We start from the raw sequence: 23,835 nt of genomic DNA on the forward strand, positions 1-23,835 counted from the left end.
TAATCGAAACATGTGAATCAGACCAAAGTATTAATCTTTATCGTTTTGGCTCAGTTTTTCTGCACTTCGGTGTGGTTTGCGAGCAATTCCGTAATGCCAGCCTTGATGGCGGCCTATAGTTTTCCGGATCAGGCGATGGGTTGGCTGACTTCTGCAGTGCAATTGGGATTTATTTGCGGCACCTTATTCTACGCATTTTTCAATTTAGCAGATCGCCATTCTCCTTCGCGAGTGTTTTTTGTGAGTGCCCTACTGGCTGCACTTAGCAATTCCGCTGTTCTATTATTATCTCCAGAAATTGTTCTTTTTACAGTATTCCGATTTTTCGTTGGGTTTTTCCTCGCAGGGATCTATCCAGTCGGGATGAAAATTGCCGCTGACTATTTCGAGAAAGGCTTAGGTAGGTCTTTGGGTTTTTTGGTTGGGGCTCTGGTATTAGGAACTGCATTGCCCCATTTGCTCCGATCTTTATTGATTGAACTCCCCTGGCAAGCAGTATTTGTGTCAACCTCAGTTCTTTGCCTAATTGGTGGTTTGTTGATTCTGGTTTTTGTGCCAGACGGGCCTTTTCGTCGACCAGGATCTGGAGTTAATTTTCAACATACCTTGCGGGTTTTTAAAATCCCCGCATTCCGAGAGGCAGCCATTGGGTACTTTGGGCATATGTGGGAGTTGTATACTTTTTGGGCTTTGGTGCCGGCAATTCTTGCCATGCAAAGGGTTGAACCTTATCAGGTTTCTATTCTATCGTTTGTCATCATTGCCATAGGAGCTGGAGCTTGCGTACTCGCAGGATTAAGTTCACAGAGATGGGGCAGTGGTAATGTGGCGCGTTTGAGCCTGATGGTCTCTGCATTGTGCTGTTTGGTTTCACCATTCGTGCTGCTCTATGCACCTACATTTATTGGTTATTTGTTTTTAGCGGTTTGGGGAACTTTTGTTATCGCCGATTCACCTATGTTTTCTAAGTTGGTAGCCTCTTCAGCCATCCCTGAGCTGAAAGGTAGCGCCTTGACCTTAGTCAACTGTCTGGGGTTTGCTCTTACCATCTTCAGTATCCAATTGTTGGATTTCTTGAAGAGTTCCTATGCACTTCCATATCTACTACCACTTTTGGCCATCGGTCCGGTTGTTGGCTTGCTGATGGGACCAAAATATTCAAATCTGGAAAGGAAGCAGAAATAATCTTCTGCGAAAAATCTGTTTGTTTTCAATGAAATCACAATTTTTAGGGGATTTACTTAGAATATTAAAGTATAAAAGCCCCTATCTTTTCATTTCTAAAATTTGTGGCTGTTCTATGTTTGAGTTCAACAGCTTGAATTAATTTTAGAATATTATTTTGTAAATTGAATGTGACCAGATATTTATTTTGGTCTCAGGCAGCAAAAGGGAAAATAAAACAGTATTCGCAGCATTTCTAACTCGCTCACAAGGAGGACATTGTGTCCTATATGTGCCTGAAGCTTACCTATAGAAAGTCTAGGCAAAAATACCGAGGCGAAATTTATGAGAATTGACGGATTGTTTTAGACATCCCTTTCAGCCAATTTTGCCTTGTATTTGATTCCAAACGGGAAGCATTGCACGGTAGATAACACCAAAACCTAGTTTATTAACCATAAACATCTACTGAATATAATGAATGTCCAAAACACCAACTTTCTCATGAAGGTAAAGTCATTTTTTCAAAACATGAACGTGACTATAGGCAAGAAGATACGAACCAGTTTTTTGGTTTTGATTCTAGTCATATTGTTCAACGTCGTATATACCTCACTGACCCTGAACACCAGTATTGGCGTGCTCAATACCATTTCGGACGAAGTGAATCCTACGCTGGAGACGTTAAGAGATTTCAACAACTTGATCTCTGAGAGCAAAACCTACAGTACCAACTGGGTTTATATCAGCACCTATCAGAAAGACAAAGAAAAACTGACGGAAATCCATAATACCCTATATCCCGCTCAAAAGGAGAAGGTATTATCAATGGTCGACAAGATGGAGTTGGCAGAAGAAAAGGAGGAATTAACGTCGATTATTGATTCTTACGAAAAGATTCTGGCTGATCAGAAAACAGTCATGGAAAGTCTTCAAACAGGAATGGACTATGAAGATCCTATGACAGTGTTCATCTGTGAAGATCTGATCGAAAGTAACATTGTGCCGCAAAGTGATGATTTGATCGAGAGGTTAAATGCTACTATAGAAATTAAAAACCAACATTCTGAAGAATTGAAAGAGACCATGCAGTCTTCTTTCAGCAGCCTTACTACCACGATTATTTTCTTAGGTGTTGTGGCAGCAGTATTTGCCTTTTTGATCTCCAACTGGCTGTCTAGAAACATTACTTCCCCAATTAAATATCTACAAGAAACGATAAGCCAAATTCAAATTGGTAAGATCCCTGAAAAAATCACAATCAAGAACAGAGACGAAATTGGCGCCATGAGTGAAGGGATCAATTCGGTGATCGAAGGATTTAGATCTTCTTCCGAATTTGCAGAGCAGATTGGCAAAGGAAACCTGAACGCGGATTTTACTTCATTGAGCAGTGAAGATGCATTAGGAAATGCATTGCTCGCCATGAGAAACAACCTGATCAGAGTAATCGAAGAAACCAACGAAGTGGTGAAGTTGGCTGGACAAGAAGGTATGTTGGAGGCCAGAGTAAACGTGGATGATAAAGACGGGGCCTGGAAAGATTTGGCTTCTGCAGTCAATGATCTATTGCATTCATTTGCTACTCCGATTGTTGAAGTGAAAAGAATTATTGCAGCCATGGCAGAAGGGGATTTGAGACCTCACTACAATGGCGAAGGCAAAGGGGAAATCAGATTGTTGATCGACAGTTTGAATACCGCATCTGATAACCTAAATACCTTGATTGCTAACATCGTGAAGAATGCGGCGATTGTGGATGAATCATCCTTAGAGATGCTGAATGCGAGTGTGGAGATGAATTCGAACACCGACGAAATCGCTTCGGCTATTGCTCAGATGAGCTCTGGCGCTCAGAATCAGGTGGTCAAAGTAGATGAGTCTTCTAATCTGGTAGAAAGCATCCTGAACTCATCCAATGAAATGCGTAGCAAGGCCGAGTCTATCAATCAGGCGGCGAAAGCCAGTGTGGCTAAGAGTGAGCGTGGTAGAACCATGATCGATAATATCGGTAGTGCGATGCAAGAGATTGCTACCTATGCCAAAGAAACTTATGAGTCAATTAATGTATTGACCCAGCGTTCTGCTGAGATCACCAGAGTATTGGGTGTGATCACGGACATTGCTTCTCAGACGAACTTGTTGGCATTGAATGCTGCGATCGAGGCAGCTCAGGCCGGTGAAGCAGGTCGTGGGTTTGCAGTAGTAGCAGAGGAGATTAGAAAGCTGGCGGAGGATTCGAGAAATTCAGCCCAGGAAATCGAAAAGCTGGTAGAAGATGTACAGAAGGATACGCAACAAGCCTCAAGTGTCATGGAGACGATGAACAAGAGTGTTAGTACGGGTTCGTCTGCTACCACTGAGGCTTCAGCCGCCTTTAACGAAATCGCAGAGTCGACTAATGCCTCTCTGGCCTTGTCAGAGGATATCATGAATGCGACTAAAGAACAGGGGGAGAGTATCAATCAGGTAGTAACCATTACCGAATCGGTAGTAGTCATCGCAGAACAAACAGCTGCAGGTACCGAAGAAGTGGCGAGTTCGGCCACAGAACTTTCTTCTGGAATGAACAACTATAACGAAAAATCAGAAGAGCTGACAAAAGTGGCAGCATCTTTGAAGGAGTTTGCAGGACAATTTATCCTTAGACAATAGACATCAATCATCAACTGGTAAAACTTTATAATTCGATAAAATGAAAAAGACATTAATAATCATAACTTTCCTACTCTCGGCAGTTTGTGTATCTCAGCAGGCGTTTGCACAGGAGAGTAAGTTTAAGGCCTTGTTTATATATAAATTTTCTGAGTACGTGCAGTGGCCAACCAATCCAGGTACTTTGACAGTAGGGATCGTAGGATCTACCGACGTGAAAGAGAAGTTGGCGAGCTTTGCCGCAACCAAAGGAGGGATAGAAGTAATCTCTATCAATTCTGCATCTGATGCAGCGAAATGTCACATGCTATATGTGCCTTCTTCAGAAGATAAAAACCTTAGCTTGTACACCAATTTCATTGCTAAGAAGAGCATTCTGCTCGTATCTGACAACAGTTCCAAAGTAGGCAACGGTGCGGATATTGGCTTCTTTTTGGAAGGAGGAAAGCTGAGATTCAAAATCGATAAGCAAAACATAGAATCCAAAAAGATGGTGCCTAGTTCCAAACTATTGGCCCTTGGAGAAAGTATTAACTAAGCAGTTAACAACATTTTCTAGATAAACTAAAATCAATTTTTTAATGAAGTATTTGAACTCAATTTTATTGAGCCTGGCTTTGCTATGCCTAATTTTTACTAAGGCAAACGCTCAAAGTGACGAGGAGATATTGGATTTATCTCTTGAGGAACTGATGAACATGGAGATTACCTCTGTGTCCAAAAAAGCCGAAAGATTGCAGGACGTAGCGTCTGCCATCTATGTAGTGACTTCAGAAGATATCAGCAAGTCTGGTGCGACCAACCTGCACGAAGTATTAAGAAATGTACCAGGATACTGGGGAATGCAAAGCTCATATTCCCATGTATTCTCATCAGTGAGGAATTCAACACCGGTCAACACTGATCCGGGTACAGTGCTTTATTTGTTAGACGGGACTCCTATTCAGGATGTAATGGGGTCAGTTTTTAACTTTCACAATTTTGACATTCCACTAGATGAGATTGATCGTATCGAAGTGATCAAAGGGTCTGGCGGGACAATATATGGAGCCAATTCGGCTACTGGTGTGGTCAATATCTTTACCAAAAACCCAGAGAAGTACGATGGCATCAATGTAAAGGCAGAAGGAGCCGCTCCAGGATATGCAGCTGTGTCCGTAAGGGCAGGAGGAAAGGTGACTGAGGATTTAGCGATTTCAGCATATGCCAAGTACAGATATTTCTCTGGTTGGGAATCTTTGGCGGGTAAATATGAAAATGGTGATGACAATCCGAATGTAACGGCGTCTGACTTTGAGGAGGACTATGAAACATCTAATTATTACAGTGCAGGTGCTAAGTTGAACTATAATTTGACTGATCGATCAAAGTTTTCAGCCAGAATACATTTCAATGCCTACAATCAAAATGTCTACACCAGCGTTTATGGCACAGATTATTTGATTTCGCAAGATGATATTTCTTATCTCAATGAGGTGAATGCCAACCGTACAGTGGCCAACATTAGGTTCGATCACGATTTTAGTGAAAGTCATAGTTTGTTCGTCAGAGCATCTACCAACATCGAGAATGATTTTTATCAAGTTGGAGGAGGAATGAATATTTCCAATTCAATTTTTGATTTGGAAATTCAGGATAACTTTTCGTTAGGTGAGTTTAATGATTTGAGTATAGGTGCCAACTATCGATTTGTCAACTTTGATATTCATAACATCAACTCAACCGACTACATCAACTATGTAGACCCTCAAGCAAATGAAAGCTTAAAAGGAGTTTTTATTCAGGATAAGGTGAAGCTGCTGGATGGTAAATTGAACTTTACTCTCGGTGTAAAAGCGGAAAATTACTCGCTGGTAAACGACAAGTATTATTTGTCTCCCATGGCCAAAGCCTCTTTCATTGCAAGCAAACACATAACCCTGTGGGGAGGGTTTACTCAGTCGTATACCACACCCGGTTTCAATAGTACCAACGTAAACTTGTTCCTTTTTCAAACCCCAGATCAAGCGACATGGACGGGTATTTTTACAAATGCAGTTTATCAGCAAGTTTATGAAAATGCGATCCAGGGAGGAGCAGATGATGCTACAGCACAAGCTCAAGCTAATGGTTATGTTAACTCAGCTCAAGGTCAACAAGATATATCAGGGTTGGTTCAAACTCAGAGCGCGCCCAACATCGCAGCAAAGAATGGGTCCGAAACAGTGCCTACACAATTTCAAACCTGGGAGATTGGTTTGAAATCGAATATTGGAGATAAGTTTCAGTTCAATACGAGTCTCTACTTGAACAACATTGCAGATGGTATCAGTGAGAGTGCAGATGCAATTGAATTTGATCAAGTCTCGATCACAGATGATCGAATCACCGATTACTATCTTTATGGCAATTATGTGAAAGGTCAGTCAGTGGGTTCAGAAACCATTTTGAAGTTTTTCCCAATTGCTGGCTTGGTGATGGAAGCCTCTCATGCCTGGAACCAAACGGAATGGGAATATCAAGAGAATAGCGATTTTGATATAGCTACGGTTACGGACGATCCTACACCAGACCCAGCTTTTATTCCTGAACACATATTCAGGTTCAAAGTGGATTATTCATTTGGTCAGGGTTTCAATGTGGTCGCCAGTTTGATTCAGACTTCTGAATTTAGAACTGAATCTAGTTACATCTATGATTCAGAGCGATATGCATCATTGATCGAGAATGTAGTATTCCCTGGATATGATGGAGCTACGGTGGCTGAAAACAGCAGTAGAACAATCATCAACTTGAGAGTTGAAAAGAAATTTGTAGAAGATAAGTTGTCAGTTTATGCATTCGGTAACGATATCAGTAATACTGGGATGATTGCAGATACAGACAACATAAGAAACGCAACCTTGAGTCAGATTGGCGCCATGTATGGCATTGGCCTCAACTATAGACTCAAATAAGTCGACTTGCCTTCACTACCTGGCAAGAAAGAAATAAGCTGAATACAGCAAAACGTAGTTTGCAACATTCAGGACTCACCATGTGAGTAAAGAGTAGGTTAGGTGGTTTGGATTTAGGGTCGGGGCATTGCGCTCCGGCCCTTCCTATTTTATGGGGTCAGTTCGCTTAAATAGTTTTCTGATTGGCTGGGTACCAACCCATTTCTTTCGATGATGTTTTGGGCTCTTTCGGAGGCCAGGTAGGTCATAAACGAATTGACTCGACTGTTCCCTTCCTTTTGATAGTATATTCTCAAATCACGCTTCAAAGGGTACTCACCTTTTCTGATAGAATTGAACGAAGGAGAAATAAAGAAAGTGTCTTTTTCTATGTTGGAAGGCAGTTGCAGGTCTTGTACATGCAAGGTGACATAGGCAAATCCGATGAAGCCAATTCTGCGATCATCTTGGTAGACTTTTTGAACGATTTCCTTGTTGTCCTCTGCCACTTCTACGCGCTCAGAAGTTTTATCCAATCCGAAGTACTCTGAAAAGTACTTTTGTGTACCGGAGTTGCCATCTCTCACGAGCGGAAGTATCTCACCCGGTTTGCCTCCCAGTTCGCTCCAGTCTTTGATTTCTCCTCGATAGATTTTACCAATTTGTTCTTTTGTGAGTTGCCCGATGGGGTTGTTGTCGTTGTTGATGATAACGATTCCATCATGGGCTACCACCTTTTCAGCCACGCCATGACTGGACCCCAGTACTGAATCCAGATCAAAGGCATAGGAAGACAGTCCAATATCTACCGATTGATCATGTATGGCCATCAAACCCGTTTTACTTCCTCCTCCTTCGATTTCTATAGCCAGTGTATCCTGGAGCTTTTCAAAATCTTTTTTTAAGGCAATAAATGTTTCATGCATTGATTCACTGCCTTTTATTCTAAGGGTAGCTTTTTCTTGTTTGCCAGGGCTACAAGAAGAGAATAGTAAAATGAACAGAGATAGGATTTGAATTTTTCTCATGGCTTGATTGATACTCATAGTATTGTGAAATAAGCCGCAAATCAATTCAGGATGAATCAAAAAGTCGCTTTAGATGTGTTAACAAAATGAGATCAAATCTTTAAGTGTAATAATCAAGTGTTGCTAATAATATTTTTTAAAAATACCAATTAGTTTTTTAGGTTAGACTAAATAATTAAGTTTGCATATCTAAATAATTATCACAATCTGTTGTTTATGAAGTTGCTACAAGCGGTATTTATTGTTTTATTCTTGTTCCCTTGGATCTTGAGAGCTCAGGATTTTGGTCAACTGGATGTAAAAGTTTCTAATAAAACCGGGCCGTTAGAGTTTGTGAGTGTGGGGTTGCAAGGCACGCACTACGGTGGTTCGACGGAGGAATCAGGTAGGATATCAATACCTAAAGTGCCTTATGGAGAATATCAACTTTTAGTGAGAATGGTTGGATATAAGTCAATCAAGCAATCTATTGTTTTGGATCAGTCAAAACTGGCCATCGAGCTGATAATGGAAGAGGAAAGTACGGCGCTAGATGAGGTGGTGATATCAGGCACGATGACTGAGATTAGTAAAATGGAAAGTGCTGTATCGGTTGATGTTTACTCGCCTAAGTTTTTCAAAGCCAATCCTAACCCCTCAGTATTCGAATCCATGCAAAATGTAAATGGGGTGCGCCCGCAGATCAATTGTAATGTATGTAATACGGGAGATATTCATATCAATGGCTTAGAAGGACCATACACGATGATATTGATCGATGGTATGCCGATTGTGAGTGGCCTGTCTACTGTATATGGTTTGACGGGTATTCCTCAGGCCTTGATTGAAAGGGTAGAGGTGGTAAAGGGGCCTGCATCGACCCTTTATGGCTCGGAGGCAGTCGGTGGTTTGCTGAACCTGATTACCAAAACAGCAGATCGTGCTCCTAAGGTTTCTGCAGATGTTTTTGCTACGAGCTGGGGAGAGATCAATTCCGATCTTGGTTATAAATTCAATGTGGGGAAAAACCTTCAGTCAATTGTAGGTTTGAACTACTTCTATTACCAAAACCCTATCGATAACAACGGAGATAATTTTACTGATCTGACGCTGCAGGATCGTATTTCAGTTTTCAATAAATGGACGATGAAAAGAAAGCAAGGCAGGCAGTTTTCGATAGCGGGGCGCTATGTCTATGAGGATCGCTGGGGAGGCGAAATGCAATGGACTCCCGAGAATCGTGGGGGAACGGATGTCTATGGAGAAAGTATTTATACCCGTAGATGGGAGGTTTTCGGTGTCTATCAATTGCCCTTTCGTGAGACCATCAATTTTCAGTTTAGCGCCAATGGTCACAACCAGGATTCGTACTACGGCGACTTGTCCTATCAAGCACAGCAGAACATTTATTTCAATCAATTGACCTGGCATAAGAGTATTGAGCGACACAACCTACTGGTAGGTGCGGCCTATCGGGTCACTTACTACAATGACAATACCGTCGCTACAGAGGATGAGCACCTGACCTATTTGCCTGGATTGTTTGTGCAGGACGAATTTGAAATCAATTCGCAGCATAAACTTTTGGCGGGAATGCGATTCGATTACAATTCCATTCATGGAGAAATATTATCTCCTCGCCTAAATTATAAATGGACTAGTATGGACAAAAAGAATACGATACGCCTGAGTATTGGCAATGGTTATCGGGTCGCCAATGTCTTTACTGAAGATCATGCTGCCCTGACAGGAGCCAGAGATGTGGTATTCGAGGAGGAGTTGGATCCTGAGCGATCTTGGAACACCAACCTCAACTTTGTGAAAAAAATGACGACCAGCAATCAGACTTTCATAGGTGTAGATGCGACCGCTTTTTACACCTATTTCGACAACCGTATCGTGCCGGATTATGAAAGCGATCCTAACGAGATACGATATGGCAATCTGGATGGGTCGGCAGTTTCTAAAGGAGTTTCGCTCAACCTCGATCTTTCCTGGCAAAATGGACTCAATGCCCTGGTAGGCGCTACTGTAATGGATGTACGATTAGACGAAAATGGAGAGAGCAAAAGGCAACTGCTGACTGAACAGGTATCTGGGGTATGGAATGTGGGATACACCTTCGGAGCGAGTTTGATATCGGTCGATTATACGGGCAATCTCTATGGCCCCATGCGATTGCCCTTATTGGGCGAGCTGGATGATCGAAGTGATTATTCGCCCTGGTTTAGCATTCAGAATATTCAGGTTACTAAAAAGTTTGTCAATGGCCTGGAGATCTATGGAGGGGTCAAAAACCTGCTGAATTTTACTCCGCCGGCCAATAGCATTGCCAGAGCGCATGATCCTTTTGATGAAAATGTACAATTTGATACGAATGGAAATGTATTGAGTACACCAGAAAACCCCAATGCCTTAACCTTCGATCCTTCTTATGTATATGCTCCTAATCAGGGTATTCGTGGATTTCTGGGCTTGAGATATACACTTCATCAATAGGGTTTCTCACCTATGACATTGCCTGCAGGGCTGTACTGACAGACCCAGATGTCATTGCCATCGCAGGTGCTCATCCCACAACCTAGCTCTGTAGATTTTGCCCAGATGATTTGCGTGTAGTGTCCGCAATCCTGGCCATCGTCGCAGCTGTTGTCAGAATAGTTGTAAAAAGAATTTTCTGACCCCCAGGTATTCACCACATCTTTGGCTGTGAAGAAGCCACTGGTGCCTTTCCAGATATTCTCACCATTTTCTGTACTGGAATGTGCCAGGACACAAGTTTTGGCTAATTCATCTGCCCAGGCCTGAGCCGATTGGGCCAGTTCTTCCGACCATTGAATATCTGAAACCCCAACATCGCTGCGGTAGGTGTTGTGTTGGTCTAGTAGTTCTTGAATATAAGCCTCATCGGCGACTTCTTCTTCAGACTTTTCATCTCCATCATCGCAAGAGAGCAGAATGAAGGATAGTAGCAGGACGGGTAACGCCCACTTCAATGGTGTTTTTTGCAGTTTGAAAGTTTTTAGGCAAGTCATATATGAACTATTCATAGCAAAGTCTGTTTTGATGTATCAACATTAATTTAAGGTTATTTCGTTCAATTATGAATAAATAATCCTATCAAATATAAAATGACTTATATAATGATGTATTATATTTACCATATCCCGAAAACAACAATTAACAACATTTATTAATTATTAACCCGTAAAATCACTCTTCCTGTATTGTCTTGATAAAGTTTCTTTGGTGGTTCTATGAATGCTGAAGAGATGTATTAGGATGGCTTCAAACATAAACAACATACTAAACCTCCGCATTAGTCTATTGTGTTGGGCGATATACTTATTGCCTATTCAGATAGACGCACAGCCCAGTCTTTGGTTCAATCATTTGTCGATTGAAGAAGGATTGACACATGCCAATGTGAATGCGATTCTCCAAGACAGTGAAGGTTTCATCTGGATAGCTACCTTCGATGGTTTGTGCAAATATGATGGATATCGTGTGACCACCTACAGCAGCCAGTTTGGTGACTCTACTACTTTGGTTTCTAATTTGATTACAGATATTATTGAGGACAAGGATGGCTATTTGTGGGTCTCTACTACTAATGGCATCAGCCGTTTTGATAAGAAAACGAAGCGCTTTTCCAATTTAACTCATAGGCCTGGTGATCGAAATACCATTAGTCATAACTCGGTATGGTCACTTATGCAGGACAACAAGGGTCGCATATGGGCTGGAACTTTTGGCGGAGGATTGAACAGAATTGAGAACCCGGAAGACTTCCCTAATGTTCAGATTACTCATTTTGAAAATGCATCAGATAATCCCAAGAGTCTGTCACAAAACTGGGTGATGGACATCTATGAAGATAACAAGGGAAGAATATGGATAGGGACTGTCGGCAACTATCTCAATCGTTATGTCCCTGAAAGAAATCACTTTGATAGAATATTACTTGCTGATGACTCTCATATCAACAACAGTGTTTGGAAGATAGAAGAGGACAATACGGGTAGATTGTGGCTGGGTACAGAAACGGGCTTAAGCAGGTATGATCCAGAACAGGAGCAGATTAGAAATTTCGTCTATGATGAGGCAGACTCTACGACCATTACTGAGGGGCAGATACGTGCTATATGTTTTGATAGCAACAACAACCTTTGGGTTGGAACGCAGTTTGGTCTGAATCTCTATGATCCCAAACATGACCGGTTCTCCCATTATCTTCATGATGAGATTGATATCATGACGATTAGCAGTGATGAGGCCTGGTGCATCGAGGAGGACAATCAAGGCAACATCTGGATAGGAACTTACAGTGGTGGAGTCAGTTATTTTCATCCGAGCTATACTTCTTTTGCTCATGTCACCTACAACCCCTTGAATAAGCAAGGCATACAAGGCAATAACATAACAGGATTTTCTGAAAGTCCAGAAGGGAATTTATGGATTGCCATAGATCACTCTGGGCTGGACTATTGGGATCGAAAAAAGAATAAAATCACCCACTATAGACCCAATGGAAATGGCGAGTATGGATTGAGCAGTTCGTCGGTCATGGAGGTGTTTCAGGATTCGGAAGGCTATGTATGGACGGGTATCTACTATCATGGCTTGAATCGACTGGATCCGAAAACTGGGATAATCAAGAAGTACCCGGCCAACCCTGCACACAAAGGGATGCTGAACAATGGAAATGTATGGGCGATAGAAGAAGATTCGGAGGGCAACCTTTGGATTGGAACCATCGGAGGTGGATTGAATTTGTATGATAGGGCTACAGATACATTTAGCAACTTTGGGTGGGATTTTAACGACACGACTGCCTTGAGTCATGAGAATGTTTGGTCGCTGCTGTTGGATGGAGACAGCCTGGTTTGGGTAGGGACCAATCAGGGCTTGAATATACTCAATCGTGAAACTGGTATCTTTAAACGCTACTTGTATGATCCATCAGATAGCACCAGCCTTCAAAACAATACGGTTCAGGCCTTGTACAAAGATTCGAAAAACAGGATTTGGATAGGGACTCAGGGGGGAGGACTCAATCGTCTCAATAGAAAGACGGGTGAATTTGAGTCTATCAGCAAGAAAGATGGGTTGTCCAGTGAAAATATTGCAGGTATTCTGGAAGATAAAAACGGAAACCTATGGGTAAGTACAAATGAAGGGATTAGTAAAATCAATACTGAAACCTATGAAATCAGGAACTTCAGTACGGGGCTTAAAAACAATCAATTCAATCTGGAGTCGTGTATTCGAACGGAGGATGGTTATATGTACTTTGGAGGTACTAATGGGTTTAACTCCTTTCATCCTGACAGCATCGTTGATATCAGACAAGAATCAAAAGTGGCTATTACTGATTTTCAGGTATTCAATCAATCTGAGAATATGGCAGACTACATGATAGAAAGCATGGACTCGATTCCTACCTTAGAATTAAAGCATACAGAGTCGGTATTCAGCTTTGAGTTTTCTGCGCTCAATTACATCGCTTCTGAGCAGGTGAATTACGCCTATCGTCTGTACAATTTCGAAAAGGAATGGATCGTGACTAACTCCAATCGTAGGTTTGTGACCTATACTAATATTCCTGCGGGAGAGTATATGTTGAGTATCAAGGCCACTGATACAGAAGGGGTCTGGATGGACCAGATTACCTATCTAAGAATTGTTATCAATCCCCCCTGGTGGATGACTTGGTGGTTTAGAGTCTATATGACCCTGGCTGTAATCACGGTGATTTATTTTGCCTATCAGGTGCGTATGAAATTCATCTATAATCAAAAGAGAGCACTCGAAGAAGAAGTGAAAAATCGAACTGCCGAAGTGGTAGAGCAAAAAGAAGCACTGCAACACCAGGCGCAAATGCTGCAGCAGTACAATCAGGATATCTTGTCTAAAAACGAATTGCTGAAGGATCTTCACAGGCAAAAGGACGGTATGATCGGGATCGTGGCTCATGACCTTAGATCTCCACTCAATAACATCAAAGGACTTGTCAATCTATTGAAGAAATCTAATGATGAGGAAGAAGAGCAGAAGTACTACAAACTGATTAACCAATTGATAGATCAGGGTACTTTGCTGATCAGCGATTTGCTCTATGTCAGTGGGATGAAACAATTTGATATCAAGCTAAATATTGAGTCTTTTGATATCAAGGAATACATAGGTGATTGGTTGGATAACTACAAGACCGATCTTGAGAAAAAGGAGCAGATTTTGGATTTGGATTTTCCTTTGGCAGGCCTAATGGTAGAATCAGATAAGGATGTATTGCGCAGGATTCTGGACAATATTTTTACGAATGCGATGAAGTTTTCTGAAAGGGGAAAGCTCATTCACATGGGAATTAATCCTGGGGTGGAGGAATATTCGATCACCATTACCGATCAAGGCCCGGGAATCAGTGAAGAAGACAAGGAGAAAATGTTCGAGATGTTCCAAAAACTCTCCGCTAAACCTACCGAGGGAGAAAGTTCGAGTGGTTTGGGCTTGTCTATCGTTAAGGCCCTGGTAGAAAAACTCAGAGGTCGTATTGAAGTCGAAAGTGAGCTTGGTAAGGGTACATCCTTCATCATGACTTTTCCTATCAAAATGGAGTGGGATTGACCTTTCGTCCCATTGGCAATTGAAAAACTTTTACTTTGGGTGTAATGATTCTTTGGATCAGCCACTAAACAAGTAAAAAGATTCCGTGAGTAGCGATTTTTATCAATCTTCCATACTGCCCTATGCGGCAATTATCATCAAGATTTGCCGGGCATATACCAACTGTCAGGAGGACTTTGAGGACTACTATCAGGAGGTCTGTCTGCAGATATGGCGATCGAGGGAGCGCTTTCAGGGCCAGTCCGAGTGGTCTACCTATATCTATCGCCTGTCTCTCAATGTTTGCCTCACCTTGCTTAAGAGAAACAAGCGCAAGCAGTTTGTCTCTGATTATATTCCTGAGCTGAGCGAAGATAGTGGTGCCTTTGCAGACGAGTCCCTTAATGAACTGTACAAGGCCATTCGACAACTATCTGAGGTGGACAGAGCGGTAATTCTGCTCTATTTGGAAGAAAAGAGCTACCAGGATATAGCCGAGATCATCGGTACCAACCCGAATAATATCGGGGTGCGCATCTCACGGATCAAAGAACGCTTAAAGAAAATATTAGATGGAAAAGTCAATTGAATCAATCTGGAAGGAGGGTTTTTTGCGGGACGAGGCGCTCGTCGCTCCTAAGATCAATAACCTGTATAGCCAGAAGTCCCAGCAGATCATAGAGAAGCTAGGACGCATGTACAAGATCAATTTATGGTCAATCGCAATTTTTGCTGGCCTTTACCTGATTTTTTCGATTTGGGCACAAATCGTATGGTCAGGAATCGGAGTTGCCGGCCTTTTATATTGGTTGGTTTATATCAGCATGAAAATGTCCACCGAATTAGAAAATCTCGATCAAAGCCAGGATAGTTATCACTATCTCAAGGCATACGATGACTGGATTCAACTCTGCTTTGAGCGATACATCAAGATCTATAGATTCTTGTATCCGCTTTTGATTGGGATTGGGTTGAGTGGAATGCTCTTTATGCAACCCAGGCCATTTTATGAGCAACCATGGGTCTACAGCATCAACGGGGGCTATGAACCTTATCTTTTTATGGGACTACCAGTTATCTGGCTAGGGGCGATTTGGGGCTATGCTTTGATTTTTGGAATCTTTGCTCGACCGATTTACAAGCTGGATGTCAAGTTGATCTACGGGCGAACCTTCGACAAATTGAAAGGAATCATAGCAGATATGGAAAAACTGAGGAAATGAGTGCTAGCAGTGGAACCCATTTTTCGATGGGATGGTTTAACTTGGAGTTAAAAATCAATCAAATATGAAAAGAACAGTACTTGCATTATCCTTTTTCCTTAGTCTGATCGCTCTCCAGTTACAAGCCCAAAACGATCCAGCTCCTCAATATCTCATGAATCAGAATTTTCCTGATTCGGTTCTTCAGATGACTTTCCAGTCTGTAGGGGGAGAAGAAGCCACATTTGCTCAGATACTAGAGGGGGTGAAGGGTAAAAAGGTTTTTGTAGATATATGGGCCTCCTGGTGCAAGGATTGTGTGGCAGGTATGCCCAATCTCAAGAAGCTGCAGGCTCAGGCCGAGGGTGAGGAGGTTGCCTTTGTCTTCCTATCGGTGGATCGAGAAGAGACCAAATGGAAGCAGGCCATCGAAAAGTATAACCTGGTTGGGGATCACTATTTGATAAGCACCGGATGGCACAGCCCGTTGACCGATTATATCGTGCTGGATTGGATTCCTCGCTATTTTGTTTTGGACGAAAATGGAGAGATTGTCCTATCCAAAGCAGTAAAAGCTGATGACAAGAAGCTGCAAGAAGTGCTGTTGCCTTAAGCCTTTGCTCTGCACATAGCTCTCGTAATCTACATAGACATCTCTTCGGGCTGCATGTGAGGCGTCCTTGAGTAATCCGATTACTCGAAGTAATCGGATTGCTGGCATTACCTGTTTGATTTAGGCTGAGCCTTTGCCCGTGTATTTTAGTAAAAGTAGTGCGTCATCAATGGTTGGGAAACGGACAGAGTCCTTGGGGTCATGGTGTCCACAGGTTCGCCCTCCTTCCGGAGGACAGGGAGAAACTGCGGGAGGGAGACCATATTAGCCTCCTTTTTTGTCGATTATTTCGACTATTCCGAAAACATATTTATGGCCGTGTTTTTTAAACGCTTCATAGTTTTTATAAATTTTCACTTCAAACATTGATGTATCCATTTTGTTCAAAACTCGGCTAAGTTTTCTATTCTTTTTTCCATCCTTTGTTACTATTCCATTCGAAGTTTCAGGCGTGTCTATCCAATAATATTTCTGGTTATAATAGACCGCAATATCAGGTGATTGGTCAAATTCTTTCCTCAGCACATAAATCTCTTTTGTTTCTGAATTTTCAAAATATTTGTCCTCAACTATTCGGTAACTGGCTCTATTTGTCCCGTTGAAATGAAAAATTGTTAGGGTGTCATTATTTACCATGTATTTAAATTTATTATGGGATTTTTCAGGTAATTGATTGTTTGCATTTAATAAAATGCACCTTGCCCCAGAATTAGGCCTCACAGTGATGGCTGGCGCACGCATGTTTCAGCTCTTCCGGAACGTCGGAAGGGTCGAAACATCCATGTTTCAGGGTTTCCGGAACGTCGGAAAGGTCAAAACATCCGTGTTTCAGCATTTCCGGAATGTCGGAAAGGTCGAAACATCCGTGTTTCAGTGTTTCCGGAATGTCGGAAGGGTCGAAACATCCATGTTTCTGCTATTTGGGCTGAAAAACACTAAAATCGCTCAGAACTCAGACTTTTGCGGCTCATCAGTCAGCATCACCTTGGATGATTTCAGAAACCGTGAGTACCAGTAGCCCGATTCTTTGACGATGCGCTTTTGTAGCTGAAAATCATTGTAGATGAGACCGAAGCGCGGCTCATAACCCTCGGCCCACTCGAAGTTGTCCATCAGTGACCAAACAAAATAGCCATCCACCTTCACGCCATTCTTCTTGGCTCGGAGTACTTCTCGGATGTAGGATTGCAGGAAGCGGACGCGTTTGATGTCTTTGACCTGGCCATCCTCACACTGATCTTCGAAGGCCACTCCATTTTCTGTGACGATAATGGATCGTACGTTTTCGTAGGCTTGGAATCGCTTCAGCATTTTGTAGATGCCCTGAGGGTAGACTTCCCATCCCATAGTCGTCAGGTCTACATTTCGCTCTTCTGCCTTTACGATTTGTCCCTGTAGGTAGGGCATATACCAGTTGTATTTGACCACCTCGCGCGTATAGTTTTGTAGTCCTACAAAGTCGAAATCGAAAGCCATGTTTTTTTCATCGTCAGCCTTCAGGTAGTCCTCTACTCGTTTGGCAATGGGGAGTTCCTGGATGGGGTAGCCCATGCCCATAGCAGGTTCGATGAACAGTCGGTTTAGGAGTGCGTCGAATCTTTGGGCTGCCTTGATGTCTTTGCTGTCTTCGGAGGCCGGATCGATATGGGAGCAGGAAAAGGTCGTGCCGATGGTGGCTTCAGGATCGAAATCCCGAATGATTCGCCCACCGAGGCTTTGGCACAGGGTAGCATGGTGCATGGCAGGCAGGAATTTGTTGATCCCTTTTTTGCCAGGAGCGTGATAGCCGAGGAAGTAACCCGCTCCGGTAAAAACCATCGGTTCGTTGAGCACCATCCAGTGTTTGACCCGATCCCCAAACAAACGCACACATGTACTGACGTAATGTTCGAACCAGTTGAGGATTTCGCGGTTGACCCAGCCGCCTTTTTTCTCCAGTGCCAGCGGCAGGTCCCAATGGTATAGCGTGATCCAGGGGGTAATACCCACAGCAAGGCAGGCATCAATGAGTCTGTTGTAGTAGTCTACTCCGTCAGGGTTGATGGGGCCGGTCCCTTCGGGGAAGATCCGGGACCAGGCGATAGAAAAGCGATAATTGGGGATATTGAGCGACCGGATCAGCTGCACATCTTCTTCGTACTGATGGTAGTGGTTGCAGGCATGATCACCTGTGCTACCATCCTGCACCTTGCCCTTTTTCTTTACGAATTGATCCCAGATCGAGGGGCCTTTGCCATCCTGGTTATGTGCACCTTCTATCTGATAGGCAGCCGTACTCACGCCCCAATGAAAATCAGGACCAAAATCATCTTTAGTAAATATCATTTAATGTTGAATCTTCAATTTCGGTAGAGAAAATAGGGGAGCTTTCTTGACCTCCTTTTCGGGTGCCGAGATGTACTCTTGCAGCACCTTGTCGATGATAAACTGGGTTTGCTCAGGAAAGTAAACAGGAACCACCCTGCCATCGTCTACCCATTTTTGTAAATCAGCTATTCGTTTTTTGCCCAACTTGGGCATGATGGGTACGCCTAGTTCTTTCAAACTTTCTGCATTGAAGTGCTGTTCGTATTGGCGCTTCATGGGTATTACCATCAGTTTTTTGCCGAGGTAAAGTGCTTCGGCGGGTGTCTCGAACCCCGCACCACAGAGCACTCCTGCACTACCAGCCATACTCTGAACAAAACTGACCCCATCGATGGGTTGGATATGCACATTGCCCTTGTGATAGCTTTTTAGGGTATGCTTGGAGAAGACCTCCCATTTCGCATTCTTGATCTTATTCAGGTGTTTGATCAGCTTTTTGTCACCATAGGCTGGAAGATAAACCGTGTAGTGTCCTTCGTCGCTGATTTCCTGATTTCGGATGTCATTGCGGATGATGGGAGTGAATATTTGATTGTCGTATTTGCGAAAATGAAAGCTGTAGTATTCGTGCGCGGGGGCATAGTTTTTCAAGATCCAGGAGCCAAACCAGTCTCGGTGTTTGGGTTTGGGAACGAGCTTCGATCTCAAGGCACTTTGGTGACTGAGCGCGATACATTTGATGCCTTTGATGCGGCAGGCCCAGGCGGATATGGGTTCAAAATCGTTGATCACGAGATCGTATTCTTCTACCGGGCAGGATTTGATCTCTGAAAGGAGTTTTCTTGTATGGGCTTTGCGGAAAGTCTCAATGATATCAACTCCACCGTTTTTGCCGAAGATAAAGCTGAGGCCTTCGTATCGGTATTTGACTGGAAAGGGAAGTTTGAGGTCGGCCTGTATGCCACTGATCAGGACATCCACAGTCACTCTTCGGGACAGGGCGGGGATCACATCCAGTGCTCGGCTCAGGTGGCCATTGCCAGTACCTTGTATCGCGTATAGTATTTTCATTCTTTAGTTTTTCAGCATTTCTTGCAGCATCTTTCCATAGAGTTCCTTTGGGGACTTTTGGGAGAGGTCTGCCAGCTCTTCGAGATCCATTTCTAGCTCGTCTTTTTTCTTATGGCCCAATTCTGGGAAGTCCTCGTCTCTGAACTGAAAGACGCTCCATTCTCCTTCGCTATATTCCAGGGCAGTTAGGTTTTCGATCCAGTCGCCAGAGTTGAGGTACATCACCGTACCTTTTTCGGTTACATATTCCCGCATTTCAGGGTGGTGGATATGACCGCAGATTACATATTTGAAATCATTGTCTGCCGCGATCTCCGTGGCAGTTTGTTCGAATTGATTGATGAATTTCACGGCGCTTTTCACGCTGTTCTTTACTTTTTTGGATAGCGAAATCCTACCCTGACCGATGAACTCCGAAACGAAGTTGACCACCTGGTTGATCCAGATCAGCGAATCGTACCCAATGGCGCCCAGTTTGGCCACCCAGCGCGAGTGCTGCATGGTCACATCAAATACGTCCCCATGAAATACCCAGGCTTTTTCGCCCTTCAGCTCCAATACCAGTTTGTTCTGTAGCTCGAAAGATCCCACCGAGAAGCCTTCAAACTTTCTGAGCATCTCGTCATGGTTACCCGTGATGTAGGTGACAGGGATGCCTTTTGAGATCCATTTGAATATCTGGCTCACCACTTTCATGTGGCTTTTGGGCCAGTAGCGCTTGCTAAATTGCCAGATGTCGATGATGTCTCCATTGAGGATCACCTTTTGAGGTGCGATGCTCTTGAGGTAGGCCAGGAGTTCTTTGGCTCGACACCCATAGGTGCCCAGATGGATATCGGAGAGCACCAGTATGTCTACGTTTCTTTTGTTTTTCATCTAGTTGGACTTTAGCGGTGACCGCAGTGGGTTGATGAACTGCGCTACCAGTGAAAAGAGGAATTCTTGCAGCCACCTGAATAGGTAGATGAGCTTGCTTCTTTTGGAAGGGTGGGATTTCACTTTGAATGCGGGGAAGGAAGGAGAGTAGTTCATGATCGTTTATTTACAAAAGTGGATTAGCTATGTTATTGGGTCGTTTTCTCACAATTATTTTTGTGTTAAAACCCTCTGCTTGAATGAGATAATCAGGAAGGAATACTTATCATTGAGATAATATAGCATGTAGTATTTCTTAAAATGAGCAAGCAAAAACAGTCTCTCACCGTCCCTGAGGTGATGAAGCTACTAGAAGCCCAATCCAACGCTGAAGTCAGGGAGCAGCGCGCCAGTAAGTTTGGCATCACAGCCAATGATTCACTGGGACTGACCATAAAGGAGTTGAAAGAGATAGCCCGAGGAATCGAAAAGGACAATGAACTGGCACTTGGGTTATTCGAGACGGGTGTCTACGAAGCTCGAATGCTGTTGCCCCTATTGTTTAGCCCTAAAATGGTGACGCCAGAATTGATGGACCAATGGGTGACGCAGTTTGAATCCTGGGAGATCTGTGATCACTTTTGCATGAGTTTTTTGGGACAGACGCCCTATGCCTATGCGAAGGTTTCCGAATGGATTGATCGTGAAAGTGAGTTCGAAAGACGTGCAGGTATAGCGCTGATGATAGGCTATCATTTCGGTCATAAGAAAGCGCCTAATTCGGATTTTGAAGCCTTCCTTCCTTTGATCGAAACGTATGCCTTTGATGGACGCAATTTCGTCAAGAAGGCCTTAAGTTGGGCGCTGAGAACCATAGGCAAGCGCAACGATGACTTAACCGAACGAGCCATTGCCTGTTGTGAATCTCTCCTCCAGCAGGACCACAAGTCTGCCCATTGGATCGCCAGGGATGCCCTCAGAGAGTTTAGCAAGCCAGGCTTCAAAACACAGCGCTATCCAAGGGAGGTGTATGGGTGAGAAGGAATTGTTTTTATCCTGAATGCAGGATTACATGAACACTTTGAATTTCTATAAGCTTGTTCTTTTATCCAAAAGCTTATATTCTTAAACTTATTTCGAAGAGATATTGTTTCCTCTTACTATCAAGCCAGAGGGGGATGGTCTTACTTTTCGTAATCACCTTGCCAATTTGAAAATACAGGCCCGTATCTATCTTTTGATTCCGGCTATTGAGGAAATATATCAACAGCCAATATTCAAATCTATTGGGGTAATTGAGAATCCATTACTTAAGTCGGCTACTGAAGCCACCAATCCAATAAGATGCCAATTGAAACTAGAGTAATTACAAAACTTACCATCCCAAGGAGATAGGCAAGAAAACTTTTAACATAAATGATTGCTTTGTGGGGTTGGAAAAACTGGCCGATGGCCCAGGAAACGTATATCAGCCCTAACATCCCACCGAGGTGAAGGATTTTAAGAGAAGTAATATTTTCTGCAATTCCGAAGACGGCATAGATAAGCATGCCGATGCCCATCACGAAAAACATGAGAACCAATATTTCGAAGAAATTGTAATTGTTTTTCCGAAAGAATAATTTGACCCACAGAGCAAAGAGGAAGGACATCATAATGTTGGCATAACCGTAATTTCCCTGCACCCAGTTAAATATCATCATCACACTAGATGTGCTTTCATCAGAATGCACATTGATATAGCCATCTTCAAACTTGAGGATTCCTTGAGCTATTGAGTAGACCAATGAGCATAGAATCAAGAAAATAACAGGTTTGACCAGTCTGTTTCGATCCTCTTGCAAGAATGATCGGATGTTTTCACCAGGACGGAGTATAAGTTCTCGGATAGTTAACAATATCCCTTTGTCCAGACTCAAGACACTTGCTATTTCTCTTTTGATGTATTGAAAATCTATTCTGGGAAGTTGTGCAGGTTGACCACAGTTAGAGCAATATTTTTGCTCAATGACTTGATTACAGTTTGGGCAGTTCATTGGAGTTAATTTGTTGGTGTTTTGTAGGACTCAACTTCAGTCTCTTTTTCCAGTAAGCTTATATCCTGAATTTTAAAAATAGGAAAAATCTAGATAACTGTCATCAGACTGGCAGCTGTGCTTAGACTACTTCTTTGTCCCAGGCAATCACTTGAATTCCGTCAGACCAATGGGTTAGATTCGGTGAGCCGTGAAATAGCGCTGAGAATCTAATGTATTCCAAACTTAATTTTTCGATTTCAACTCCATGTGGAGGATGGGGTAGGGCTTGCCCGTAGCGTCCAGTTCGGAGCGATCGACAGATTCGAAACCCGAATGAAGGTAGAAACCGATTGCCTGTTGGTTTTGCTCATTGACATCCACTTTGCTTACATTCAGATGATCGACACTGTAGTTCAATAGCCCTTTGCCGATGGCTTTTCCTCTGAAGTCGGGGTGAATGAAGAGCATCTCCAAATTGCCATCCGCTACACCCAAAAAGCCGATGATGTTGCCATATTCATTTTTTACACAGCGCAGTTCAACGGCATCCAGGTAGGTGTTCAGGATCAATGGCTTGAAATATTGGATGTCTTCTTCCTTCAGGAAGTCATGTGTGGCTCGGACAGAAGCTTCCCAAACCTCGACTATTTCGGGATAGTCGGTCTTTGCCACTTTTTGGATATTGGGGATCATTTCAGTCGGGTTCTCAAGAAACTCTGGATCACGTTTTTGGCCGTATCAAAGTTGCTGCCATTGTTGGGCACGATCAGGTCGACCATGGTTTTGTAAGGCTCGATGTACTGCTGATAGGCAGGCATGACATGATGCTCAAAGCGGTATAAGACATCATCCAGGTCATAATTGCGTTCGATGGCATCTCGCTTGATGCGACGTTTCATGGCCAGATGTATTTGGGTCTCTACAAATACCTTCAGATCGATTTGGTTTCTGATTTCCGCCTCATGAAAGATGAAAATCCCCTCTACAATGATAATGGGGGCTGCTTTCGTTTCGACGTATTTGATCTCCGCATCAGGATTGTTGAATGTGTATTCTTTGCGACGGACGCTCTCTCCATTTTTCAGCTTTTTCAGATCCTCTGCAAAGGCCAGAAGGTCGATCGAGCTGGGACGATCAAAATCTTCCACTCCTCCTTCGTCCACGTATTGTTCCTCGATATCCCGGTAGTAATTGTCCAGCGACAGCACGCTGATCTGGTCTGGCTCGAAAGAGTTTTGCAGGTCTGAGAGTAATTTGGTTTTGCCTGAGGCTGTTCCGCCACAGATACCTACCACGTATGGAGAGTTAGAATCGCTCAATGTTGTTTGTTTTCGGTACTAAAGCTGCAAAATTAATCGCCTCTGTGGATAAAACCAGACTAGGACGCATTAACTCCCTGTAAGTTTCTATCTTTAGTCCAAC

The 23,835-nt window shown here is 43.1% G+C and carries 19 protein-coding genes; 10 read left to right on the plus strand and 9 right to left on the minus strand.

The window, feature by feature from the left end; genetic code table 11:
* Window positions 1–12 precede the first annotated feature (12 nt).
* The 4 genes from N7U62_RS21885 (at window position 13) to N7U62_RS21900 (ending at window position 6,755) form a co-directional block, all read left to right on the plus strand.
* Entirely contained in the window at window positions 13–1,185 is a 1,173-nt protein-coding gene (locus N7U62_RS21885) for an MFS transporter (RefSeq protein WP_264140253.1), read from the plus strand.
* Between the two features lie 483 nt (window positions 1,186–1,668).
* Complete coding sequence (locus N7U62_RS21890; protein ID WP_264140254.1) at window positions 1,669–3,819, plus strand: HAMP domain-containing methyl-accepting chemotaxis protein; 2,151 nt, start codon at window positions 1,669–1,671, stop codon at window positions 3,817–3,819.
* Between the two features lie 40 nt (window positions 3,820–3,859).
* Entirely contained in the window at window positions 3,860–4,357 is a 498-nt protein-coding gene (locus N7U62_RS21895; RefSeq protein ID WP_264140255.1) for a YfiR family protein, read from the plus strand.
* Window positions 4,358–4,400: 43 nt separating this feature from the next.
* Window positions 4,401–6,755, plus strand: coding sequence for a TonB-dependent receptor plug domain-containing protein (locus N7U62_RS21900; RefSeq protein ID WP_264140256.1), 2,355 nt, complete (start codon window positions 4,401–4,403; stop codon window positions 6,753–6,755).
* Window positions 6,756–6,904: 149 nt separating this feature from the next.
* Here N7U62_RS21900 and N7U62_RS21905 read toward each other — a convergent pair whose 3' ends face one another.
* Window positions 6,905–7,762 (minus strand): PstS family phosphate ABC transporter substrate-binding protein, encoded by an 858-nt coding sequence (locus N7U62_RS21905; protein ID WP_264140257.1) that lies wholly within the window; start codon window positions 7,760–7,762, stop codon window positions 6,905–6,907.
* Between the two features lie 216 nt (window positions 7,763–7,978).
* Here N7U62_RS21905 and N7U62_RS21910 point away from each other — a divergent pair, with 216 nt between their 5' ends.
* Window positions 7,979–10,240, plus strand: a complete 2,262-nt coding sequence (locus N7U62_RS21910; RefSeq protein WP_264140258.1) for a TonB-dependent receptor — start codon at window positions 7,979–7,981, stop codon at window positions 10,238–10,240.
* On the opposite strand, the gene N7U62_RS21915 is transcribed toward N7U62_RS21910, so the two are convergent.
* Window positions 10,234–10,791: a CAP domain-containing protein gene (locus N7U62_RS21915; RefSeq protein WP_264140259.1), complete on the minus strand. Its 558-nt coding sequence runs from the start codon at window positions 10,789–10,791 to the stop codon at window positions 10,234–10,236. The two genes, N7U62_RS21910 and N7U62_RS21915, sit on opposite strands and share 7 nt — an antisense overlap.
* Window positions 10,792–11,023: 232 nt before the next feature.
* On the opposite strand from N7U62_RS21915, the gene N7U62_RS21920 reads away from it, so the two are divergent.
* The 4 genes from N7U62_RS21920 (at window position 11,024) to N7U62_RS21935 (ending at window position 16,162) form a co-directional block, all read left to right on the plus strand.
* Window positions 11,024–14,368, plus strand: a complete 3,345-nt coding sequence (locus tag N7U62_RS21920) for a ligand-binding sensor domain-containing protein (RefSeq protein ID WP_264140260.1) — start codon at window positions 11,024–11,026, stop codon at window positions 14,366–14,368.
* 85 nt (window positions 14,369–14,453) lie between these two features.
* The gene (locus N7U62_RS21925) at window positions 14,454–14,936 is read left to right on the plus strand and encodes an RNA polymerase sigma factor (protein ID WP_264140261.1); all 483 of its coding nucleotides are present in this window, start codon (window positions 14,454–14,456) and stop codon (window positions 14,934–14,936) included.
* Window positions 14,920–15,570 (plus strand): hypothetical protein, encoded by a 651-nt coding sequence (locus N7U62_RS21930; protein WP_264140262.1) that lies wholly within the window; start codon window positions 14,920–14,922, stop codon window positions 15,568–15,570. Before N7U62_RS21925 ends, N7U62_RS21930 begins: the two co-directional genes overlap by 17 nt.
* A 64-nt stretch (window positions 15,571–15,634) precedes the next feature.
* The gene (locus N7U62_RS21935; RefSeq protein WP_264140263.1) at window positions 15,635–16,162 is read left to right on the plus strand and encodes a TlpA family protein disulfide reductase; all 528 of its coding nucleotides are present in this window, start codon (window positions 15,635–15,637) and stop codon (window positions 16,160–16,162) included.
* A 264-nt stretch (window positions 16,163–16,426) separates the two neighbouring features.
* On the opposite strand, the gene N7U62_RS21940 is transcribed toward N7U62_RS21935, so the two are convergent.
* From N7U62_RS21940 to N7U62_RS21955, 4 genes are all read right to left on the minus strand, one after another.
* The gene (locus N7U62_RS21940; RefSeq protein ID WP_264140264.1) at window positions 16,427–16,903 is read right to left on the minus strand and encodes a hypothetical protein; all 477 of its coding nucleotides are present in this window, start codon (window positions 16,901–16,903) and stop codon (window positions 16,427–16,429) included.
* A 204-nt stretch (window positions 16,904–17,107) separates the two neighbouring features.
* On the minus strand, window positions 17,108–18,487 hold the full coding sequence (locus N7U62_RS21945) for a GH1 family beta-glucosidase (protein WP_264140265.1): 1,380 nt from the start codon (window positions 18,485–18,487) through the stop codon (window positions 17,108–17,110).
* Window positions 18,488–19,540 carry a glycosyltransferase family protein gene (locus N7U62_RS21950; protein WP_264140266.1) on the minus strand — a complete coding sequence of 351 codons (1,053 nt, stop codon included), beginning with the start codon at window positions 19,538–19,540 and terminating at the stop codon, window positions 18,488–18,490.
* Window positions 19,541–19,543: 3 nt separating this feature from the next.
* The gene (locus tag N7U62_RS21955) at window positions 19,544–20,416 is read right to left on the minus strand and encodes a UDP-2,3-diacylglucosamine diphosphatase (protein ID WP_264140267.1); all 873 of its coding nucleotides are present in this window, start codon (window positions 20,414–20,416) and stop codon (window positions 19,544–19,546) included.
* 300 nt (window positions 20,417–20,716) lie between these two features.
* Between N7U62_RS21955 and N7U62_RS21960 the strand changes: the two genes are divergently transcribed.
* A complete protein-coding gene (locus tag N7U62_RS21960; protein WP_264140268.1) occupies window positions 20,717–21,433 on the plus strand; it encodes a DNA alkylation repair protein in 717 nt (238 codons plus the stop codon).
* A 281-nt stretch (window positions 21,434–21,714) separates the two neighbouring features.
* Here the strand turns inward: N7U62_RS21960 and N7U62_RS21965 are convergent, their stop codons facing one another.
* The 3 genes from N7U62_RS21965 to N7U62_RS21975 all read right to left on the minus strand — a co-directional run bounded on the left by N7U62_RS21965 (window position 21,715) and on the right by N7U62_RS21975 (window position 23,732).
* The gene (locus N7U62_RS21965) at window positions 21,715–22,431 is read right to left on the minus strand and encodes a DUF3667 domain-containing protein (protein WP_264140269.1); all 717 of its coding nucleotides are present in this window, start codon (window positions 22,429–22,431) and stop codon (window positions 21,715–21,717) included.
* Between the two features lie 225 nt (window positions 22,432–22,656).
* Window positions 22,657–23,106: a GNAT family N-acetyltransferase gene (locus tag N7U62_RS21970; RefSeq protein WP_264140270.1), complete on the minus strand. Its 450-nt coding sequence runs from the start codon at window positions 23,104–23,106 to the stop codon at window positions 22,657–22,659.
* Window positions 23,103–23,732 carry a uridine kinase family protein gene (locus N7U62_RS21975; protein WP_264140271.1) on the minus strand — a complete coding sequence of 210 codons (630 nt, stop codon included), beginning with the start codon at window positions 23,730–23,732 and terminating at the stop codon, window positions 23,103–23,105. The genes N7U62_RS21970 and N7U62_RS21975 overlap by 4 nt, the downstream gene beginning before the upstream one ends.
* Window positions 23,733–23,835 lie beyond the last annotated feature (103 nt).

This window comes from Reichenbachiella ulvae, from assembly GCF_025833875.1.
Taxonomy (GTDB): domain Bacteria; phylum Bacteroidota; class Bacteroidia; order Cytophagales; family Cyclobacteriaceae; genus Reichenbachiella; species Reichenbachiella ulvae.